Raw genomic sequence first — 14,140 nt, 5'->3', positions numbered from 1 at the left:
CTCCGCTGCCCTACCGTTTCCGCGGCTGATGCGGGGCAGTCCGGGGGTGACGTGCAGTCGGGAGGTTGTCAGGGGGTGGACGTCTGCTCGGCCAGAAAGGCGAGCCGGCGCAGACATTCGCGGTTGCGGGGATAGACGGCCACGTCCTGCACCGACCGCGGGATCCACTTCAGCGGTGGCGTCGCCACCTTCTCGTCCATCTCGAGGTGGCAGCCGGAGCCTCTCGGCTCGAGCCGGAGGTGCACGACGGCTTTCGTCGCGGGCGTGGCCCGGGCCAGCAGCCGAAGCTCTCGCTCCTCGTCGACTTCCAGGACTTCCGTCGAGTCGTCGATGAGTACCGGCCAGACACCCACCGAATGGTGCAGCTGACTGCCCGCGGCGGGCCAATCCGCGTTGACGGCGCGCATGCGAGACGCACCCACCACCCAGGACGGATACAACCACCCATTGGCGAGGACGGACCAGACGGCGGACACCGAAGCTGTTGTATCCCATTGAGCCTTGATGACGATCACTCCCTCGCGCTGGTGCATCGGTGACAGCCGCATACCCGGGGCCGGCGCCCGCGAAACCACCCGGGCTACCGCTGGCCGCGATCGTACCCGTGTGGTTTGCTCGACCACACGTGTCGGTTTTCGAGGAGGTTCATCGTGGCAGATCCCGGGTCAGGGTCCGGCACCACGGCGGCGTTGTTCGACGTCGACGGCACGCTGGTGGATTCGAATTACCTCCACGTCGATGCGTGGCAACGTGCATTCGCCGAAGTCGGGCATCACATCGACGCATGGCGGATACACCGCGCCATCGGATTGGACTCGCAGTTGCTGCTCGACACCTTGCTGGGCGACGCCGCCGGCAAGGTGGGTGATCGGGCGAAGGAGCTGCACAAGCAGTACTACCTGGATCTGCAGCCGAGTATGCGGCCACTCCCCGGTGCCCGCGAGCTGATCCGCGAGTTGCACCGTCGCGGCGTGCAGGTGGTGTTGGCGACCTCCGCACCCGAGGACGAACTCTCTGTGCTTCGTGCGGTTCTGGACGTGGATTCCTGCATCGCGCACACCACGTCCTCGGGCGATGTCGGACAGGCGAAACCGGATCCCGAGGTGGTGAAGACCGCACTGGAGCGATCGTCCACATCACCCGACACCGCGGTGATGGTCGGGGACGCCGTGTGGGACGCCGAGGCGGCCACCGAGGCCGGGGTTCCCTTCATCGGTCTGCTCAGTGGCGGCATCTCACGCGGTGAACTGCTCGACGCCGGCGCGAAAGAAGTGTACGACGACGCGAGAGCCCTTGCGGACGGACTCGAAACGAGTGCGCTCGCAAGTCTTTTCGGGCGGTGACCTCCGCCGTCGCCGGTAGGTGCCGCGGCGCCGGTCTGCGCCGGCGATCAGTCCCGGTGCGAGGACCAGGCCGCGGCGATATCCGGGTACGAGGCGGCGATCTCGTCGACGCGTTCGTCGGTCGCGGTGTCCACTTCGGCGCGATGGCGCTGCGCCGTCACCAGCGGCCCGTCCGCCTGACCGGTGCCCGAACCGGGCGGGGCGTCCGCCTCCCACTCGTGGATCACCTCGTCGAGGCGCCGTGCCACGAAGGTTCTCTTGTCCTCACTCATCGTCACTCCGTTCCAGGTCGAACCGGCCCCGATCGTTTTCCGGCACCACAGTCCGGTAGTCCGGATGTTTGCGAATCCATTGCTGCACGTAGGTGCATTCGGGAAGGACTCCCAGCCCACGGCTCCGGGCGTCGTCGAGTGTGTCCTCCACCAGACGCCCCGCGTACCCCTTGCCCTCGAATGCGTCACCGACCTCTGTGTGGGTCAGGGTGAGCACACCATCGCCCGCCGAATACTCGATGAACCCGGCAACGTCACCGTCCGCGATCAGTTCATAACGGTTCCGCTGCGGATTGTCCTGCACCTGCGATGCCATCGCATTCCTTCCTCTTCGACAACCCTTCTGTACCCGGCGCCGCGGTCAGTTCCGGGCACCGATGCCCTGGCTGACCGCGAACTGCGCCTGGGTTTCGGTGGCCAAGCCGATCGACACCAACGGGCGGGGGAACAGCAGGTCGGTGAGATAGGCGAGGCCGACCGCCCACCGATTGACCGGCGAGGGCATGGCGAAGAGGTGATACAGCCTGGTCACCACCTTCGCGGGTAGTCCCGACAGCGGGATGCCGAGCGGGTTGGCCACTGCGAAGCCGGGTCCCAGATCGACCACGAGACCCATGTCGCGGTGCGCATAGGGTTTCGCCTCGCCGACCCCGAGGCTGGCCGCGACGTTGCGGGCGAGTGTGCGCCCTTGACGAACCGCATGTTGCGCCGTCGGTGGGGTGATCGACCCCTGGTGGCGCGGATCTGGGACGGCCGCGGCGTCCCCGCCGGCGAAGACCCCGGGGTGTCCCTCGACGGACAGGTCCGCGGCGACCTTCAGCCTGCCTTTCTCGGTGGGCAGGCCGAGCGTGTCGACGAGAGGATTCGCGGTCACTCCGGTCACCCAGGCGACCGTGTGGGTGGGGAGCACCGTGCCGTCGCTCAGGGTCACGCTGTTCTCGGTGAGCTCGGTCAGCGTCGTCTCGAGCCGCACCTCGATGCCGCGCGACCGCAGCACGTCGAGCACCTGGGCACCGAGCTTCTCCCCCACTTCCGGCATCACCTTGTCTGCGGCGTCCAGAAGCACGAACCGGACCGCGGTCGGGTCGAGGCCCTGGCGGGCGGCCGCGCTGTCGGCCAGAGCGCGCAGTTGGGCAATCAACTCCGTCCCGGCGTAGGACGCGCCCACCACGACGAATGTCCGCCGCGCCCGGGATTCCCGGGGGTCGGTGTCGCGGCTGGCCATTTCGAGTTGAGTGAGGAGCTGGTCACGGAAGTACAGCGCCTCCGCGGGCGTTTTCAGTCCCCGACCGTGGTCGAGGAGGCCCGGGATGTCGAACAGTCGCGTCACCGAGCCGGGCGTGAACACCAGCCGGTCCCACGACAGCACCTCCGCACCCGCCTCGCAATCGGTGACGTGCACGGTGCGATTGTCGAGGTCGATGGAATCGACAGCGCCCCGGACGAGTTCGACGCCGGGGAGCGCGTCCGACAATGCGATGGTGACGAACCGGGCGTCCAAAATGCCGCCCGCCACCTCGGGCAGCAACGGGGTATAGAGCATGTAGTCGTTGGGCGAGACCATGATGATGCGGGCGCCGGTGTCGCGCAGTGAGCGCCGAAGTCGCCGCGCACATTCGAATCCGGCGAAGCCGCTTCCCACCACGACGATCCGCGGCGGCCCTCCAGTTGATTCGTTGGCCATATAAGGGGCATTGCCCCACCCGGGGAATTCTGAAACATGAGCCCAGGGGTCCGTGCGGGCCCGGTCCTCCTCGCCGGATTGACCCGAGCCCCCTCGGGGTACGCGTTCACCGCGACACCGACCGACAGGAGACGAAATGAGCACCATCACCGAGGCCGTGGACGTGTCCGTTCCGGTGAACACGGCATACAACCAGTGGACGCAGTTCGAAGAATTCCCTCGATTCATGGAGGGTGTTGACGAAATCCGTCAGATCGATCCGACACACGTCCATTGGGTCGTGTCGATCGCCGGGGTGAAACGCGAGTTCGATGCCACCATCACCGAGCAGCATCCCGACGAACGGGTGGCATGGAAGTCCGATGACGGCCCCAATCACGCCGGGGTGATCACCTTTCACCGTCTGGACGATGACAAGACACGCGTGACGGCGCAGATGGACGTCGACCCCGACGGGTTCGTCGAGAACGTGGCCGACAAGCTGGGTTTGCTCGGCAAGAGAGTGAAAGGCGACATGGCCCGGTTCAAGGAGTTCATCGAGTCCCGTGGCACCGAGACCGATGCGTGGCGCGGTGAGGTCGATCGCCCCGGCCCCTGAGGACCAGATCACCGACTACCGCGACCCGCGACGACACCGCAAAGGACGAGAACATGAGTGCCGTATCGAAAGTGATGTACAAACCACTGGCCCTCGCCGCGAGTGTCGGCGGCGGAATACTGGCGGGAGCGGTGTTCGGCCAGGTGTGGAAGCGCGTGGCTGGTGAACCGGAGGTGCCGGACCCGAAGGATCTCTCCCGCACCGATCGCGAGGTATTCATCGCCGCCGCCGTGCAGGGCACGATTTTCGGTCTGGTCCGAGCTGCGGTCGACCGGGCAGGGGCGCGGGGATACCGCAAGCTCGCGCACGCGGACCCCCGCTAGAGCAACGCACTTGCTACAGAACACACCTAGGCTGACCCGATGCGCACACGATTCGCGGAGAACATCGACAGTCTCGCTGGTGACCTGGCTGCTATGTGCCGACTCACCGTGACGGCGATGCGGGAGGCCAGTGGTGCGTTGCTGCAGGCGGACCTGGGGCTCGCCGAGCACGTCATCGACGTGAGCGGCGAGCTCGACGCAGCCGCGTCCCGCTGGGAACAGCGCGCGTTCTCACTGCTGGCGTTGCAGGCGCCGGTCGCTCACGATCTCCGATTCATGGTGGGCGGTCTCCACATCTCCGCCGACCTGCATCGAATGGGTGGCCTCGCGGTGCACATCGCGAAGATCGTCCGCCGACGGCATCCGGAGCATGTCGTCCCGGACGAGGTGCTCGAGGTGTTCACCCGGATGGGTGCGGTCGCGGTGGCCCAGGCCGAGGAAACCGAGCAGGTCCTGCAGCACCGCGACCCCGAACGCGCCAGGGGATTGTTGACCGCCGACGACACGATGGACGACCTGCATCGCGGACTCTTCGCGATCACGCAGGCCGAGGACTGGCCACACGGTGTCAAGGCTGCGGTCGACATCACTCTCCTCGGCCGGTTCTACGAAAGGTTCTGCGATCACACCGTCGAAATCGGCAGGCGGGTGATCTTCCTCGAGACCGGAGTCCTCCCCGACCAGGGCTAGCGGCAGATGCGGTTCGGAATCTGGGCTCATGGGTACGCCTCAACATATGAATCACCCTTCCGGTCCGCGCGGCGCACGGCACGCGAAGATCGCCCTCGACGTCGACGGCGAACATCGCACCCTCGAGGTCGACACGCGGACGACGCTGCTGGACGCCCTGCGAGAGCATCTGGATGTGACGGCACCCAAGAAGGGATGCGATCACGGCCAGTGCGGTTCGTGCACCGTACTACTGGACGGTCGGCGGGCCACCACCTGCCTGACCTTCGCCGTCGCCCACGACGGTGCCCGCATCACCACGGCGCGCGGCCTGGCCGACGGCGACGAGCTGCACGCGATGCAGCAGGCATTCGTCGAGCAGGATGGGCTGCAGTGCGGCTACTGCACAACCGGTCAGATCTGCTCCGCCGTCGGAATGCTCGACGAGTTCTGGGCGCAGCACCCGAGCAACGTCACCGAGGATCTGACGGCGCCGCCCGAGCTGACCGACGACGAGATCCGTGAACGGATGAGCGGGAACCTGTGCCGCTGCGGCGCGTACACGAATATTCTGGCCGCGATTCGTCAGGCGGCGGAGGCATGATCCCGTTCGACTACGAACGGGCCACCGACGTCGACGGGGCCGTCGCCACCGTCACCGCGGACCCCGACGCGCGCTTCCTGGCCGGCGGCACCAACCTCGTGGATCACATGAAACTCGGTGTGACGCAGCCGGGTCGACTGGTGGATGTCAGTGCACTTCCCCTCGGCGACGTAGACGAACTCCCGGACGGCGGACTTCGAATCGGTGCCACCGTCCGCAACAGCGATCTGGCCGCGCACGAACTCGTCCGTTCGCGGTACCCGATGCTGTCGAGGGCACTGCTGTCCGGTGCGTCGGGTCAGCTCCGTAATTTTGCCACCACCGCGGGCAACCTCCTCCAGCGCACTCGGTGCGTGTACTTCCAGGACGTGACGACACCGTGCAACAAACGGGCACCGGGTACCGGCTGCTCTGCTCTCGGAGGGTATGCCCGCTACTCCGCCATCCTCGGTGCGTCCGAGCACTGCGTGGCCGTGCATCCGTCCGACATGGCCGTCGCTATGACGGCGCTCGACGCAGTGGTGGTCGTGCGGAGTGTCGACGGCGACCGGCGCATTCCCCTGGCCGAGTTCTATCGGCTCCCCGGGGACAGCCCCGACCGGGACACCGAGCTCACGCACGGTGAACTCGTCACCGCGGTGGAGCTTCCACCGCCGTTGGCGGCAAGCCGGTCGGCGTACCGCAAGGTGCGTGACCGGGCGTCGTTCGCGTTCGCGCTCGTGTCGGTGGCCGCGGACCTGACGATCGAGAACGACCGCATCAGTTCTGCGCGGATCGCACTCGGCGGGGTGGCGCACCGACCGTGGCGCGCGGAGCGAGCCGAAGAAATGCTGAACGGTTCCGTACCCACGGAGCAGACCTTCGCGGCGGCGGCCGACGCCGAACTGTCCGCGGTGAGCCCCCTGCCGGGTAACGAGTTCAAGGTGACCCTCACCAGACGCGTCCTGTCCGCGACGCTCCGTTCCCTCGCCGAGGAGGCACGCTGATGGCGTTGCTCGAACCGAGGGTCGTCGGAACGCCCGCCGAGCGCCTCGATGGTCACGACAAGGTGACCGGTGCGGCGCGGTATGCCTTCGAGCACGCAGTGCCGGATCCGACTTATCTGCATCCCGTCCTGTCGAGCATCGCCCGCGGGAAGGTCACCGCCGTGGATGCGGGGGACGCGCAGGCCGTGGACGGGGTGGTCACCATACTGACGGTGTTCGATGCGCCGCGGCTCGCGGACACCTCCGACGGTGAACTCGCGATCCTGCAGGACCCCGAGGTCCACTTCCGGGGCCAGTTCCTCGGCGCGGTGGTCGCGGAGTCGCCCGAAGCTGCCCGTCAGGCTGCCGACCTGATCCGAGTCGAGTACGAGGTGCGTGACCACGACACCGACTTCCGCGCCGACCGGAGCGACTTCTACGCCCCGGAAACAGTGAATGGCGGGTTTCCCACCGACACGCGAAGCGGTGATGTGGAGGCGGCGTTGACCACCGCCCCACGGACGGTCGACCAGGTGTACTCCACGGCCATGGAGCACAACAATCCGATGGAGCCGCACACCACGATCGCCCTGTGGCGGCCGGGTGGACCGGGCCCCGTCCTGACACTGCACGATTCGACGCAGGGCGTTCATTCGGTCCGGAAGACGTTGGCGCCGGTGTTCGGTCTCGAACCGGAGGACATCCGGGTCATCGCACCACACGTCGGCGGCGGCTTCGGATCGAAGGGGTTGCCTCACGCGCACAACGTGCTGGTGACGCTGGCGGCGCAGAAGGTACCGGGCCGGCCGGTCAAGTTCGCGGTCACCCGGCAGCAGATGTTCGCGCTGTCCGCCTACCGAGCCCCGACGCTGCAGCACATCCGGCTCGCCGCGGACACCGACGGTCACCTGACCGCCGTCTCCCACGAGGTGCTCACCCAGTCCGCCAAGATCAAAGAATTCGCCGAGCAGGCGGCGGTGCCGACGCGGATGATGTACTCCTCCCCCGCCCGGTACACCTCACATCGCCTCGTTGCCCTCGACGTGCCCGCACCGTCCTGGATGCGGGCCCCGGGCGAGACACCCGGAATGTTCGCGGCCGAAGTCGCAATGGACGAACTCGCCGAGGTATGCGGCATCGACCCGATCGAACTGCGCATCAGAAATGAGCCGGCCACCGACCCGGAGTCCGGGCACCCGTGGTCGGGCCGGCGCCTCGTCGATTGCCTCCGCGAAGGCGCCGAACGTTTCGGCTGGGCCGACCGGGACACCAAGGCCGGGATTCGCTCCGGCTCGGACTGGTCGGTCGGGTACGGAGTGGCCGCCGCGACCTACCCGGCGAACACGTCACCGGGGTCGGTTGCGCGCATTCGCTACGAGGGGGACAGGTACCGGGTGCAGATCGGGTCCGTCGACATCGGCACCGGAACGTGGACCGCCCTCACCCAGATCGCGGCCGATGCCCTCGGCTGTCCTCTCGACGCGATCGACCTGGAGATCGGCGACAGCGACCTACCGTCCGCCACGGTGGCCGGAGGTTCCACGGGTATCAGTTCCTGGGGCAGTGCCGTCGTCGCCGCGGCCCGGGCGTTCCGCGACACACACGGCACGACGCCGCACCCGGGGGCGGAAGCGAGTGCGGAGACACCGGGTAATCCCGACGCCGAAAAATTCGCACTCCATTCGTTCGGCGCCCATTTCGTGGAGGCACACGTCCATCGCGACACCTGTGAGATTCGGGTGGAGCGGATGCTCGGGGTGTTCGCCATCGGACGGGTCGTCAATGCGCGGACGGTCCGCTCCCAACTCATCGGCGGCATGACGATGGGAGTGTCGATGGCCCTGCACGAGGAAAGCGTCGGGGATCCACGTTTCGGCCACATCGTCAGCCACGACCTCGCGGGCTACCACATCGCCGCGCACGCCGACATCCGCTACCTTGATGCCGTCTGCCTCGCGGACGTCGACGAGCACGCCAATCCGATCGGCTCGAAAGGTGCGGGGGAGATCGGGATCGTCGGTGCGGCCGCTGCCGTGGCGAACGCGGTGCGCAGCGCCACTGGCATCCGGGTCAGGGCGGTACCGATCCACCTCGACGATCTGTTGCACGACTGACCGCGGCGCGACTACTCGATCCGCCGCCACGCGTGCTCGAGGGAGGCCCGCAGACGACTTTTCACCGCGCGAATCCGCTGCAGATCAGAGCTGCGCGGCGCCAGTGCTGTGAGGACGAGTTCCAGGAAACGCTCCCGCTCGACGCCGAAACGTTCCATCAGGTCCGCCGCGGCGGCACCGCCGAACGGGGCCCACTGAATGGCGAAGACTGCCATCCATCGGCCGTCCGAACTCAGCGAATGGGTCCGCTCGAGCCATTCACACCGGCCGAGCCAGAAGCGGATCCATTCGGCGTCGTACTTCTCGCCGGGCTCGACCGCAGGACGTGTCTGCATGGGTCAGCCCTCGCTGGAGGGACGGATCGCGAACACGGGTAGCTGCTCGGCCGCTGCCGCCGGCCGGAACTCGACACGGACGGGTTGCTGGGAGGAAGAGGCAGGGACCTCGCCGTCGATCCAGGTATACACCCAGGGGCCTTCGTCGAGTTCCACGATCGCGATCGTGCAGGGGGCCGAGACACGATCCCGCCCGCGCCGTTCACGTTCGATCGATTTGGACGAGACGATCGAACCGACACCACACGAGGGCACCTGCTCGAAATCGGAACCCTGGCACGTCGAGCACGTGGCCATCAGCGGTGCCAACAGGGTCGTGCAGCTGCGGCAGCGTTGGATCATCAGCGCGCACGCCTTTGCGAGCGCATGCCCGCGGCTGTGTCGTTCCGGGCTCATACCGTCACCCGCCCGGCGAAGGTGAGACTTACCGTCGGCGTCACGGACGCGAAAGGTAACGGCCTGCTGTGCGGTGTCCCCCGACCCACCCTGCCGAACAACCTCCGTTTCCCCCCGCTCCGGAGTCGACACCCGTCGGTCTGGTGAGACCGCCGAAGGATCGGGGGCCGAGCGCGGTGGGAGTCGGGCTTTCGGTGCGTTCGCGGTGTAGGGGACATTGGGGCCTCGGGGGTTGTACCGGCTGAAAAGAGGGACGCGTATGAGCTTGACCCGTGCCGCCGGAAAGTACAGCGGCCGATCGACCCGGGCACATACCTGTTTCGCCCCCGCGACGCCATCCCCGTCCCGGCCGCGCAGTTGTCAGACGTGCCGATCCTGCGCGTGCTCCACGACCCACGCCGCGATCTGGGTGCGGGAGGTGAAGCCGAGTTTTGCCAGAATGTGCTCGACGTGTCCCTGGGCGGTGCGTTGCGAGATGACCAGGGTGGCGGCGATCGCCTTGTTGGTCAGCCCGTCGGCGACGAGTTCGGCCACCTGCCATTCGCGGCGTGTCAGGGCGGTCTGCGATTGATCGGTGTTCGGATTCGTGCGCTGCTTCGTCCCCAGCACAGCCGCTGCGGCCTCCTCGAGGCAGGTGTTCATTCCCTGATGGAAGGCGGCCTCGAACGCGCGGTCACCGATGTCCCGTCGCGCCTGTTCGGCGCAGTCGAGATGATGGATGCGCTGGTTCGGATAGACCGTATTCGGATTGCCGACCGCATGCGCCAGCGCGTGCGCGGCCCCCATCAGTTCGGCAGCATGGTGGCTGTCTCCCCTACCCACTGCGATCCAGCCCAGCACTTCCAGGCATCCGGCAGCACTGATGCGGTCGTCGACCATCCCGGCCAGTTGCAGACCCTGTTTCAGCAGACCCTCCGCGCCCTCGAAGTCGCGGTGCTGCCACGCCGACATACCTGCCGCCCACAGTGACCAACTGCGATACACCGACTCGCCGTGCGCTTCGGTGAGGGCGAGTATCTCGCTCTGACACTGTGCGGACCGATCCGGATCGGTCGAACCGGTCGCCAGCGCGAGTCCGAGAAGCCCCCAGATCAGGTGCAGCAGATTGTCGTCGGTGCGGAACACGGCCAATGCGGCCTCGTAGTTCGCCCGGGCCGCATCGAGATGTCCGCCGAACATCGCGCGACCACCTTCGGCATGAGCAATCAGTGCGTGCGAGATCGGGTCAGCGACCCCCTGGGCGAGTGTATGAGCCTCCTCGATCGCCGCGGACGAAGCCTCGACCTCGCTGTTGAGTTCGGACAACATGACCGCCACGTAGAGGGCGCGGATCCGCTCCTCCGCGGAACCCGCGCCGCGGACAGCCAGCAGTTGGTCGACCCAGCGTCTGCCCTCCCTCAGCAGTCCCCGCGACCGCCAGAACGGGTACAAGGCCGCGGCCATGCGAAGCCCCGCCGCCGCTTCCTTCGGTGACGTCAGGCAGAAATGCAGGGCGGCTCGCAAGTTCGGTTGCTCGGCGTCCAGGCGCTGAATCCACCTGACCTGTCGGGCGCTGACCCACTCGGACCGCGCCTGCACCGCCAATTGCTCGTAGAAATTCCGGTGCCGGCGCAGCAGTGACGCGAACTCCGAGGTCTCCTGCAACTTCTCGCGGCCGTACTCGCGGAGAGTCTCGAGGAGCCGGTAGCGCACCGCACCCCTGGCCTCTTCCCGGATCAGGATCGACTTGTCGATCAGCGAGGCGACCACGTCGACGACCTCGGCGGGGCGCAACGATCCTGAACAGATCTTCTCGACCGCGTCCAATTCGAAGCCCCCGGCGAAGACGGCGAGCCTTCCCCACAGTTCCCGTTCCTGCGGGGTGCACAGTTCGTGGCTCCAGTCGATACACCACAGGAGCGTCTGCTGGCGTGCGGGCGCGCCGCGGCATCCGGTCGTGAGCAACTGATAGCGGTCCGTCAGCCGCTGAAGGATTTGTTCGACCGACATCACCCGGAGTCGCACTGCGGCCAGTTCGATCGCCAATGGCAGACCGTCCAGTTGCTGACAGATCTGCACGACCGCAACACGGTTGTCCTCGGTGAGATGGAATCCGGGGACGGCCGCGGCGGCGCGCTCGGCGAACAGTGCGACCGACTCGTACTGGGCGAGAGCCTTCACTGACGCAGGATGGCCCGAGTGGGGCAGCGTGAGCGGTGGCACCCGAACGGTGGCCTCGCCCGGGATTCCGAGTGGTTCCCGGCTGGTGGCGAGGATCCGCAGTTCCGGGCAGCTTCGCAGCAAGAACTCGGTCAGGCCGGCGACGGCATCCACGAGATGTTCGCAGTTGTCGAGGACCAGCAGCGCGCACCGTGGCTCCAGGAACTCCCGCAATACCACCTCGGGTGCCTCGGATTGCTGCTCACGCAGCTTCAGAGCTGCCACCACGGCACCGACCACCAGGGCGTCTTCCTCGAGTTCGCCCAGTTCGACCAGCCACACACCGTCCTCGAATGCCCGACTCGAATCGAGAGCAACTCGCAGGGCCAGCCTGGTCTTGCCGACTCCTCCGATTCCGGTGAGTGTGACCAGGCGTGAGGTGGCCAGCAGGCCGCGCGCTTCTGCGATCTCTCGACGCCGACCGACGAAACTCGTCAGCTCGTGAGGCAGATTCCCCACCTTGATCTTCGCTGCGGGCTGCATGAAGCCGTCACTCTCATTTCACGCCCCCTGGAACAACGGTACAGCGACGCTCGTCCTGCACCGAGTTTTCGCACAACGGAGGGTCAGCGAGTCCACCGGGTCGGTGCCCAGCGACCCGCGTAGGAGCGGATGCGGTCGCTTCCCCGAGGACCGGGACGGCGAGGGCCGGGGTCGGTCAGGCTGTGCGGGGTAATGGTGACTCGGCGCCCTTCCACCGTGTACTGGGCGCCCGTCACGAACATCGCGGCTGGCGCTGTGAGGTACGACGCGACGGTGGCGGCTTCCCCGTCGTCGCGGCCCGGGGACGGGAACGCGGGATCCGCGGCGGGGACGACGACGGAATTGACGGTGACGGAGTACCGCGACAACTCGGCGGCGAGGAGACCGGTCAGCCCGCCGAGCGACGACGCTGATGCGGTGATGTTCACTATGCGGCCACCTTGCCCGCCGGCGATCATGTACCGGACACCACGTTGTATGCATTCGACGGCTGTGCTGCCCGGGCAGCTGACGAGGACACCGATTCCGCCGAGTTCCCGGGCGAACTCATCGACCGCGGTGGCCGAGTGGGGTAGCTCGGCGAGGTCGATCTTCCGCACCACCGCGCGCACCGACCTGGCCCTCACCTCGCGGGCCGTGACCTCCGCGCGGTCGCGATCCGTGGCGTATGCCAGCCCGAGGTGGAAACCATCGTCCGCGAGTGCCAGTGCGACCGCCCGGCCGATCCCCGAGTCCGATCCCGTCACGACTGCATTGAGTGCGCTGGCATGCATAATTTTGGGTACCCGTGGTTTCCGGGGCTCAAACGCCGCGCTATCCGGACGCCGTTCAGGCAGAACACAATCCGATGACGAGCACGCATGTCACCGCCCGGAGTGGGGCGGTCGGTCAGCAGTTGCTCGGTGCCGGATCGCCCCGGAACCGCGCGTCCAGGTAGTCCAGGGCGGTGGGAAGTCCCAGGACCGCCGTCGAAAGGTGGTCGGGGCTCGGGAAGAGTTCCGACTGCACCCGAACACCGGCCGCGCAGTACCGTGCGATCGTCGTCTCGATCGAGTCGACGGGGATGAGCACGTCGGTCGGGCTGTGCCATTCGAAGATCGGCGCGGTCGGCACACCGGGATACAGCTCGACACTGTTCTCGTCGAGTACTTCCCACGCCTGCGGACTGCTCATGAGGTCCGTGGTCTTGGCCACCTCGGTCGCACTACGACCGGCGCCCGCCGCGAGGATGCCGTTGGTGCACGCATTCGCCATGTCGCTGCGCATGGCAAGACCACGATCGTTGAGCTGCTCACTGATCGGCAGCCGGTCCGGATACTCCCGTTCGAGGCCGAGTGCCGCCGCCATCGCCAGGCCGAACGCGGGATGCGGCTGCATGCCCAGACCGTTGGCCATCTTCCCGATGTTCATCGGTACACCACCCTCGGCGACCCCGACGATATTCAGCTCCGGGGCATACTCCGGCGCGAGAGCCGCAGCCCAGGCCGACGCCATGCCGCCCCCGGAGTAGCCGGCCAGCGCGACAGGGCTCTCCGCGACGTTCAGTTCCGGAACCCGCTGAACGGCGCGAATACCGTCGAGGGTGATGAACCCGCCGAGCTTGGCCGCACCGTAGGCGCTGTTGGGTCCCAGGTGGTCGGGAAGGGCGACCGTCCAGCCCCGCTGCAGTGCGAGATTCAGCGCCGGCGCCTCCTTGATCTGAAGGTCCGGGTCGTTGGTGTACAGGGTGCGTGACGGCGCGCACCGCGGTCCGAGCGCGTTGATGATGTGCTGATAGGACAGCAGCGGACCGCCCACCGGCCGGGTGTGCGGTACCAGCACGGTGCTGACCGAGGAGATCGGGCGGCCCTGCGAATTGGTGGTGCGGTACTTCACCTGCCAGACATCGGTGTCGGGGAATGCGAGTAGCGGAGGCATGGGCCGAGTGGCGATCGGCTGCCCGGCCGCGCTGGACTCGAGGTTCGACGGCTGCACGTAGAAGGGATCTGTCTCGGAGGCAGGATAGATCGGTGCTGCGGCGGCCACACCTCCCGCGCCGGCCACGGCGACGCACGCGGTGAAGACCGCGCGCAGGGCGCGTGCTGACAGGCCCTTGCTGGGTGAGCGCCCCATATCGCCTCCTGGAATCGAGTTCGAGTGTGACCGAGTTCCCCGG

Annotated in this window: 16 protein-coding genes; 7 read left to right on the top strand and 9 right to left on the bottom strand. The window is 67.2% G+C overall.

The window, feature by feature from the left end; translation table 11 throughout:
* Positions 1–68: 68 nt before the first annotated feature.
* Complete coding sequence (locus CBI38_RS14665) at positions 69–533, bottom strand: SRPBCC family protein (RefSeq protein ID WP_109335087.1); 465 nt, start codon at positions 531–533, stop codon at positions 69–71.
* Between the two features lie 117 nt (positions 534–650).
* On the opposite strand from CBI38_RS14665, the gene CBI38_RS14660 reads away from it, so the two are divergent.
* On the top strand, positions 651–1,343 hold the full coding sequence (locus tag CBI38_RS14660) for an HAD family hydrolase (RefSeq protein WP_109329862.1): 693 nt from the start codon (positions 651–653) through the stop codon (positions 1,341–1,343).
* 47 nt (positions 1,344–1,390) lie between these two features.
* Here CBI38_RS14660 and CBI38_RS14655 read toward each other — a convergent pair whose 3' ends face one another.
* The 3 genes from CBI38_RS14655 to CBI38_RS14645 are packed head-to-tail and all read right to left on the bottom strand — an operon-like array spanning position 1,391 to position 3,299.
* Entirely contained in the window at positions 1,391–1,615 is a 225-nt protein-coding gene (locus tag CBI38_RS14655; RefSeq protein ID WP_109329860.1) for a hypothetical protein, read from the bottom strand.
* Positions 1,608–1,931 carry a GNAT family N-acetyltransferase gene (locus CBI38_RS14650; RefSeq protein ID WP_109329858.1) on the bottom strand — a complete coding sequence of 108 codons (324 nt, stop codon included), beginning with the start codon at positions 1,929–1,931 and terminating at the stop codon, positions 1,608–1,610. The genes CBI38_RS14655 and CBI38_RS14650 overlap by 8 nt, the downstream gene beginning before the upstream one ends.
* A 45-nt stretch (positions 1,932–1,976) precedes the next feature.
* Positions 1,977–3,299: an NAD(P)/FAD-dependent oxidoreductase gene (locus tag CBI38_RS14645; protein WP_109329857.1), complete on the bottom strand. Its 1,323-nt coding sequence runs from the start codon at positions 3,297–3,299 to the stop codon at positions 1,977–1,979.
* A 136-nt stretch (positions 3,300–3,435) separates the two neighbouring features.
* Between CBI38_RS14645 and CBI38_RS14640 the strand changes: the two genes are divergently transcribed.
* From CBI38_RS14640 to CBI38_RS14615, 6 genes are read left to right on the top strand one after another with little or no spacing between them, the layout of a single operon-like run.
* The gene (locus CBI38_RS14640; RefSeq protein WP_109329854.1) at positions 3,436–3,897 is read left to right on the top strand and encodes an SRPBCC family protein; all 462 of its coding nucleotides are present in this window, start codon (positions 3,436–3,438) and stop codon (positions 3,895–3,897) included.
* 53 nt (positions 3,898–3,950) lie between these two features.
* Entirely contained in the window at positions 3,951–4,220 is a 270-nt protein-coding gene (locus CBI38_RS14635) for a DUF4235 domain-containing protein (RefSeq protein WP_109329852.1), read from the top strand.
* A gap of 39 nt (positions 4,221–4,259) precedes the next feature.
* On the top strand, positions 4,260–4,910 hold the full coding sequence (phoU, locus tag CBI38_RS14630; RefSeq protein WP_109329850.1) for a phosphate signaling complex protein PhoU: 651 nt from the start codon (positions 4,260–4,262) through the stop codon (positions 4,908–4,910).
* Between the two features lie 46 nt (positions 4,911–4,956).
* Positions 4,957–5,493, top strand: coding sequence for a 2Fe-2S iron-sulfur cluster-binding protein (locus CBI38_RS14625; RefSeq protein WP_109329848.1), 537 nt, complete (start codon positions 4,957–4,959; stop codon positions 5,491–5,493).
* Positions 5,490–6,479 carry an FAD binding domain-containing protein gene (locus CBI38_RS14620; RefSeq protein WP_109329846.1) on the top strand — a complete coding sequence of 330 codons (990 nt, stop codon included), beginning with the start codon at positions 5,490–5,492 and terminating at the stop codon, positions 6,477–6,479. The genes CBI38_RS14625 and CBI38_RS14620 overlap by 4 nt, the downstream gene beginning before the upstream one ends.
* Entirely contained in the window at positions 6,479–8,572 is a 2,094-nt protein-coding gene (locus CBI38_RS14615; protein ID WP_109329844.1) for a xanthine dehydrogenase family protein molybdopterin-binding subunit, read from the top strand. The genes CBI38_RS14620 and CBI38_RS14615 overlap by 1 nt, the downstream gene beginning before the upstream one ends.
* Positions 8,573–8,583: 11 nt before the next feature.
* Here CBI38_RS14615 and CBI38_RS14610 read toward each other — a convergent pair whose 3' ends face one another.
* The 5 genes from CBI38_RS14610 to CBI38_RS14590 all read right to left on the bottom strand — a co-directional run bounded on the left by CBI38_RS14610 (position 8,584) and on the right by CBI38_RS14590 (position 14,097).
* Complete coding sequence (locus CBI38_RS14610) at positions 8,584–8,907, bottom strand: hypothetical protein (protein ID WP_109329842.1); 324 nt, start codon at positions 8,905–8,907, stop codon at positions 8,584–8,586.
* 3 nt (positions 8,908–8,910) lie between these two features.
* Complete coding sequence (locus CBI38_RS14605; protein WP_109329840.1) at positions 8,911–9,303, bottom strand: Zn-ribbon domain-containing OB-fold protein; 393 nt, start codon at positions 9,301–9,303, stop codon at positions 8,911–8,913.
* A 360-nt stretch (positions 9,304–9,663) separates the two neighbouring features.
* Positions 9,664–11,985 (bottom strand): ATP-binding protein, encoded by a 2,322-nt coding sequence (locus tag CBI38_RS14600; RefSeq protein ID WP_109329838.1) that lies wholly within the window; start codon positions 11,983–11,985, stop codon positions 9,664–9,666.
* 83 nt (positions 11,986–12,068) lie between these two features.
* Positions 12,069–12,731 (bottom strand): SDR family NAD(P)-dependent oxidoreductase, encoded by a 663-nt coding sequence (locus CBI38_RS14595; RefSeq protein WP_230990191.1) that lies wholly within the window; start codon positions 12,729–12,731, stop codon positions 12,069–12,071.
* A 142-nt stretch (positions 12,732–12,873) separates the two neighbouring features.
* Positions 12,874–14,097 carry a lipase family protein gene (locus CBI38_RS14590; protein ID WP_109329834.1) on the bottom strand — a complete coding sequence of 408 codons (1,224 nt, stop codon included), beginning with the start codon at positions 14,095–14,097 and terminating at the stop codon, positions 12,874–12,876.
* Between the last annotated feature and the right edge of the window lie 43 nt (positions 14,098–14,140).

Source organism: Rhodococcus oxybenzonivorans, assembly GCF_003130705.1.
Lineage (GTDB): Bacteria > Actinomycetota > Actinomycetes > Mycobacteriales > Mycobacteriaceae > Rhodococcus_F > Rhodococcus_F oxybenzonivorans.
This window is presented reverse-complemented; position numbering and strand designations above follow the sequence as displayed.

Coding starts and splice junctions, on each gene's coding strand:
- CBI38_RS14665 (WP_109335087.1), bottom strand. CDS start 533: ATGCACCAGCGCGAGGGAGTGATCGTCATCAAGGCTCAATGGGATACA.
- CBI38_RS14655 (WP_109329860.1), bottom strand. CDS start 1,615: ATGAGTGAGGACAAGAGAACCTTCGTGGCACGGCGCCTCGACGAGGTG.
- CBI38_RS14650 (WP_109329858.1), bottom strand. CDS start 1,931: ATGGCATCGCAGGTGCAGGACAATCCGCAGCGGAACCGTTATGAACTG.
- CBI38_RS14645 (WP_109329857.1), bottom strand. CDS start 3,299: ATGGCCAACGAATCAACTGGAGGGCCGCCGCGGATCGTCGTGGTGGGA.
- CBI38_RS14640 (WP_109329854.1), top strand. CDS start 3,436: ATGAGCACCATCACCGAGGCCGTGGACGTGTCCGTTCCGGTGAACACG.
- CBI38_RS14635 (WP_109329852.1), top strand. CDS start 3,951: ATGAGTGCCGTATCGAAAGTGATGTACAAACCACTGGCCCTCGCCGCG.
- phoU (WP_109329850.1), top strand. CDS start 4,260: ATGCGCACACGATTCGCGGAGAACATCGACAGTCTCGCTGGTGACCTG.
- CBI38_RS14625 (WP_109329848.1), top strand. CDS start 4,957: ATGAATCACCCTTCCGGTCCGCGCGGCGCACGGCACGCGAAGATCGCC.
- CBI38_RS14620 (WP_109329846.1), top strand. CDS start 5,490: ATGATCCCGTTCGACTACGAACGGGCCACCGACGTCGACGGGGCCGTC.
- CBI38_RS14615 (WP_109329844.1), top strand. CDS start 6,479: ATGGCGTTGCTCGAACCGAGGGTCGTCGGAACGCCCGCCGAGCGCCTC.
- CBI38_RS14610 (WP_109329842.1), bottom strand. CDS start 8,907: ATGCAGACACGTCCTGCGGTCGAGCCCGGCGAGAAGTACGACGCCGAA.
- CBI38_RS14605 (WP_109329840.1), bottom strand. CDS start 9,303: ATGAGCCCGGAACGACACAGCCGCGGGCATGCGCTCGCAAAGGCGTGC.
- CBI38_RS14600 (WP_109329838.1), bottom strand. CDS start 11,985: ATGCAGCCCGCAGCGAAGATCAAGGTGGGGAATCTGCCTCACGAGCTG.
- CBI38_RS14590 (WP_109329834.1), bottom strand. CDS start 14,097: ATGGGGCGCTCACCCAGCAAGGGCCTGTCAGCACGCGCCCTGCGCGCG.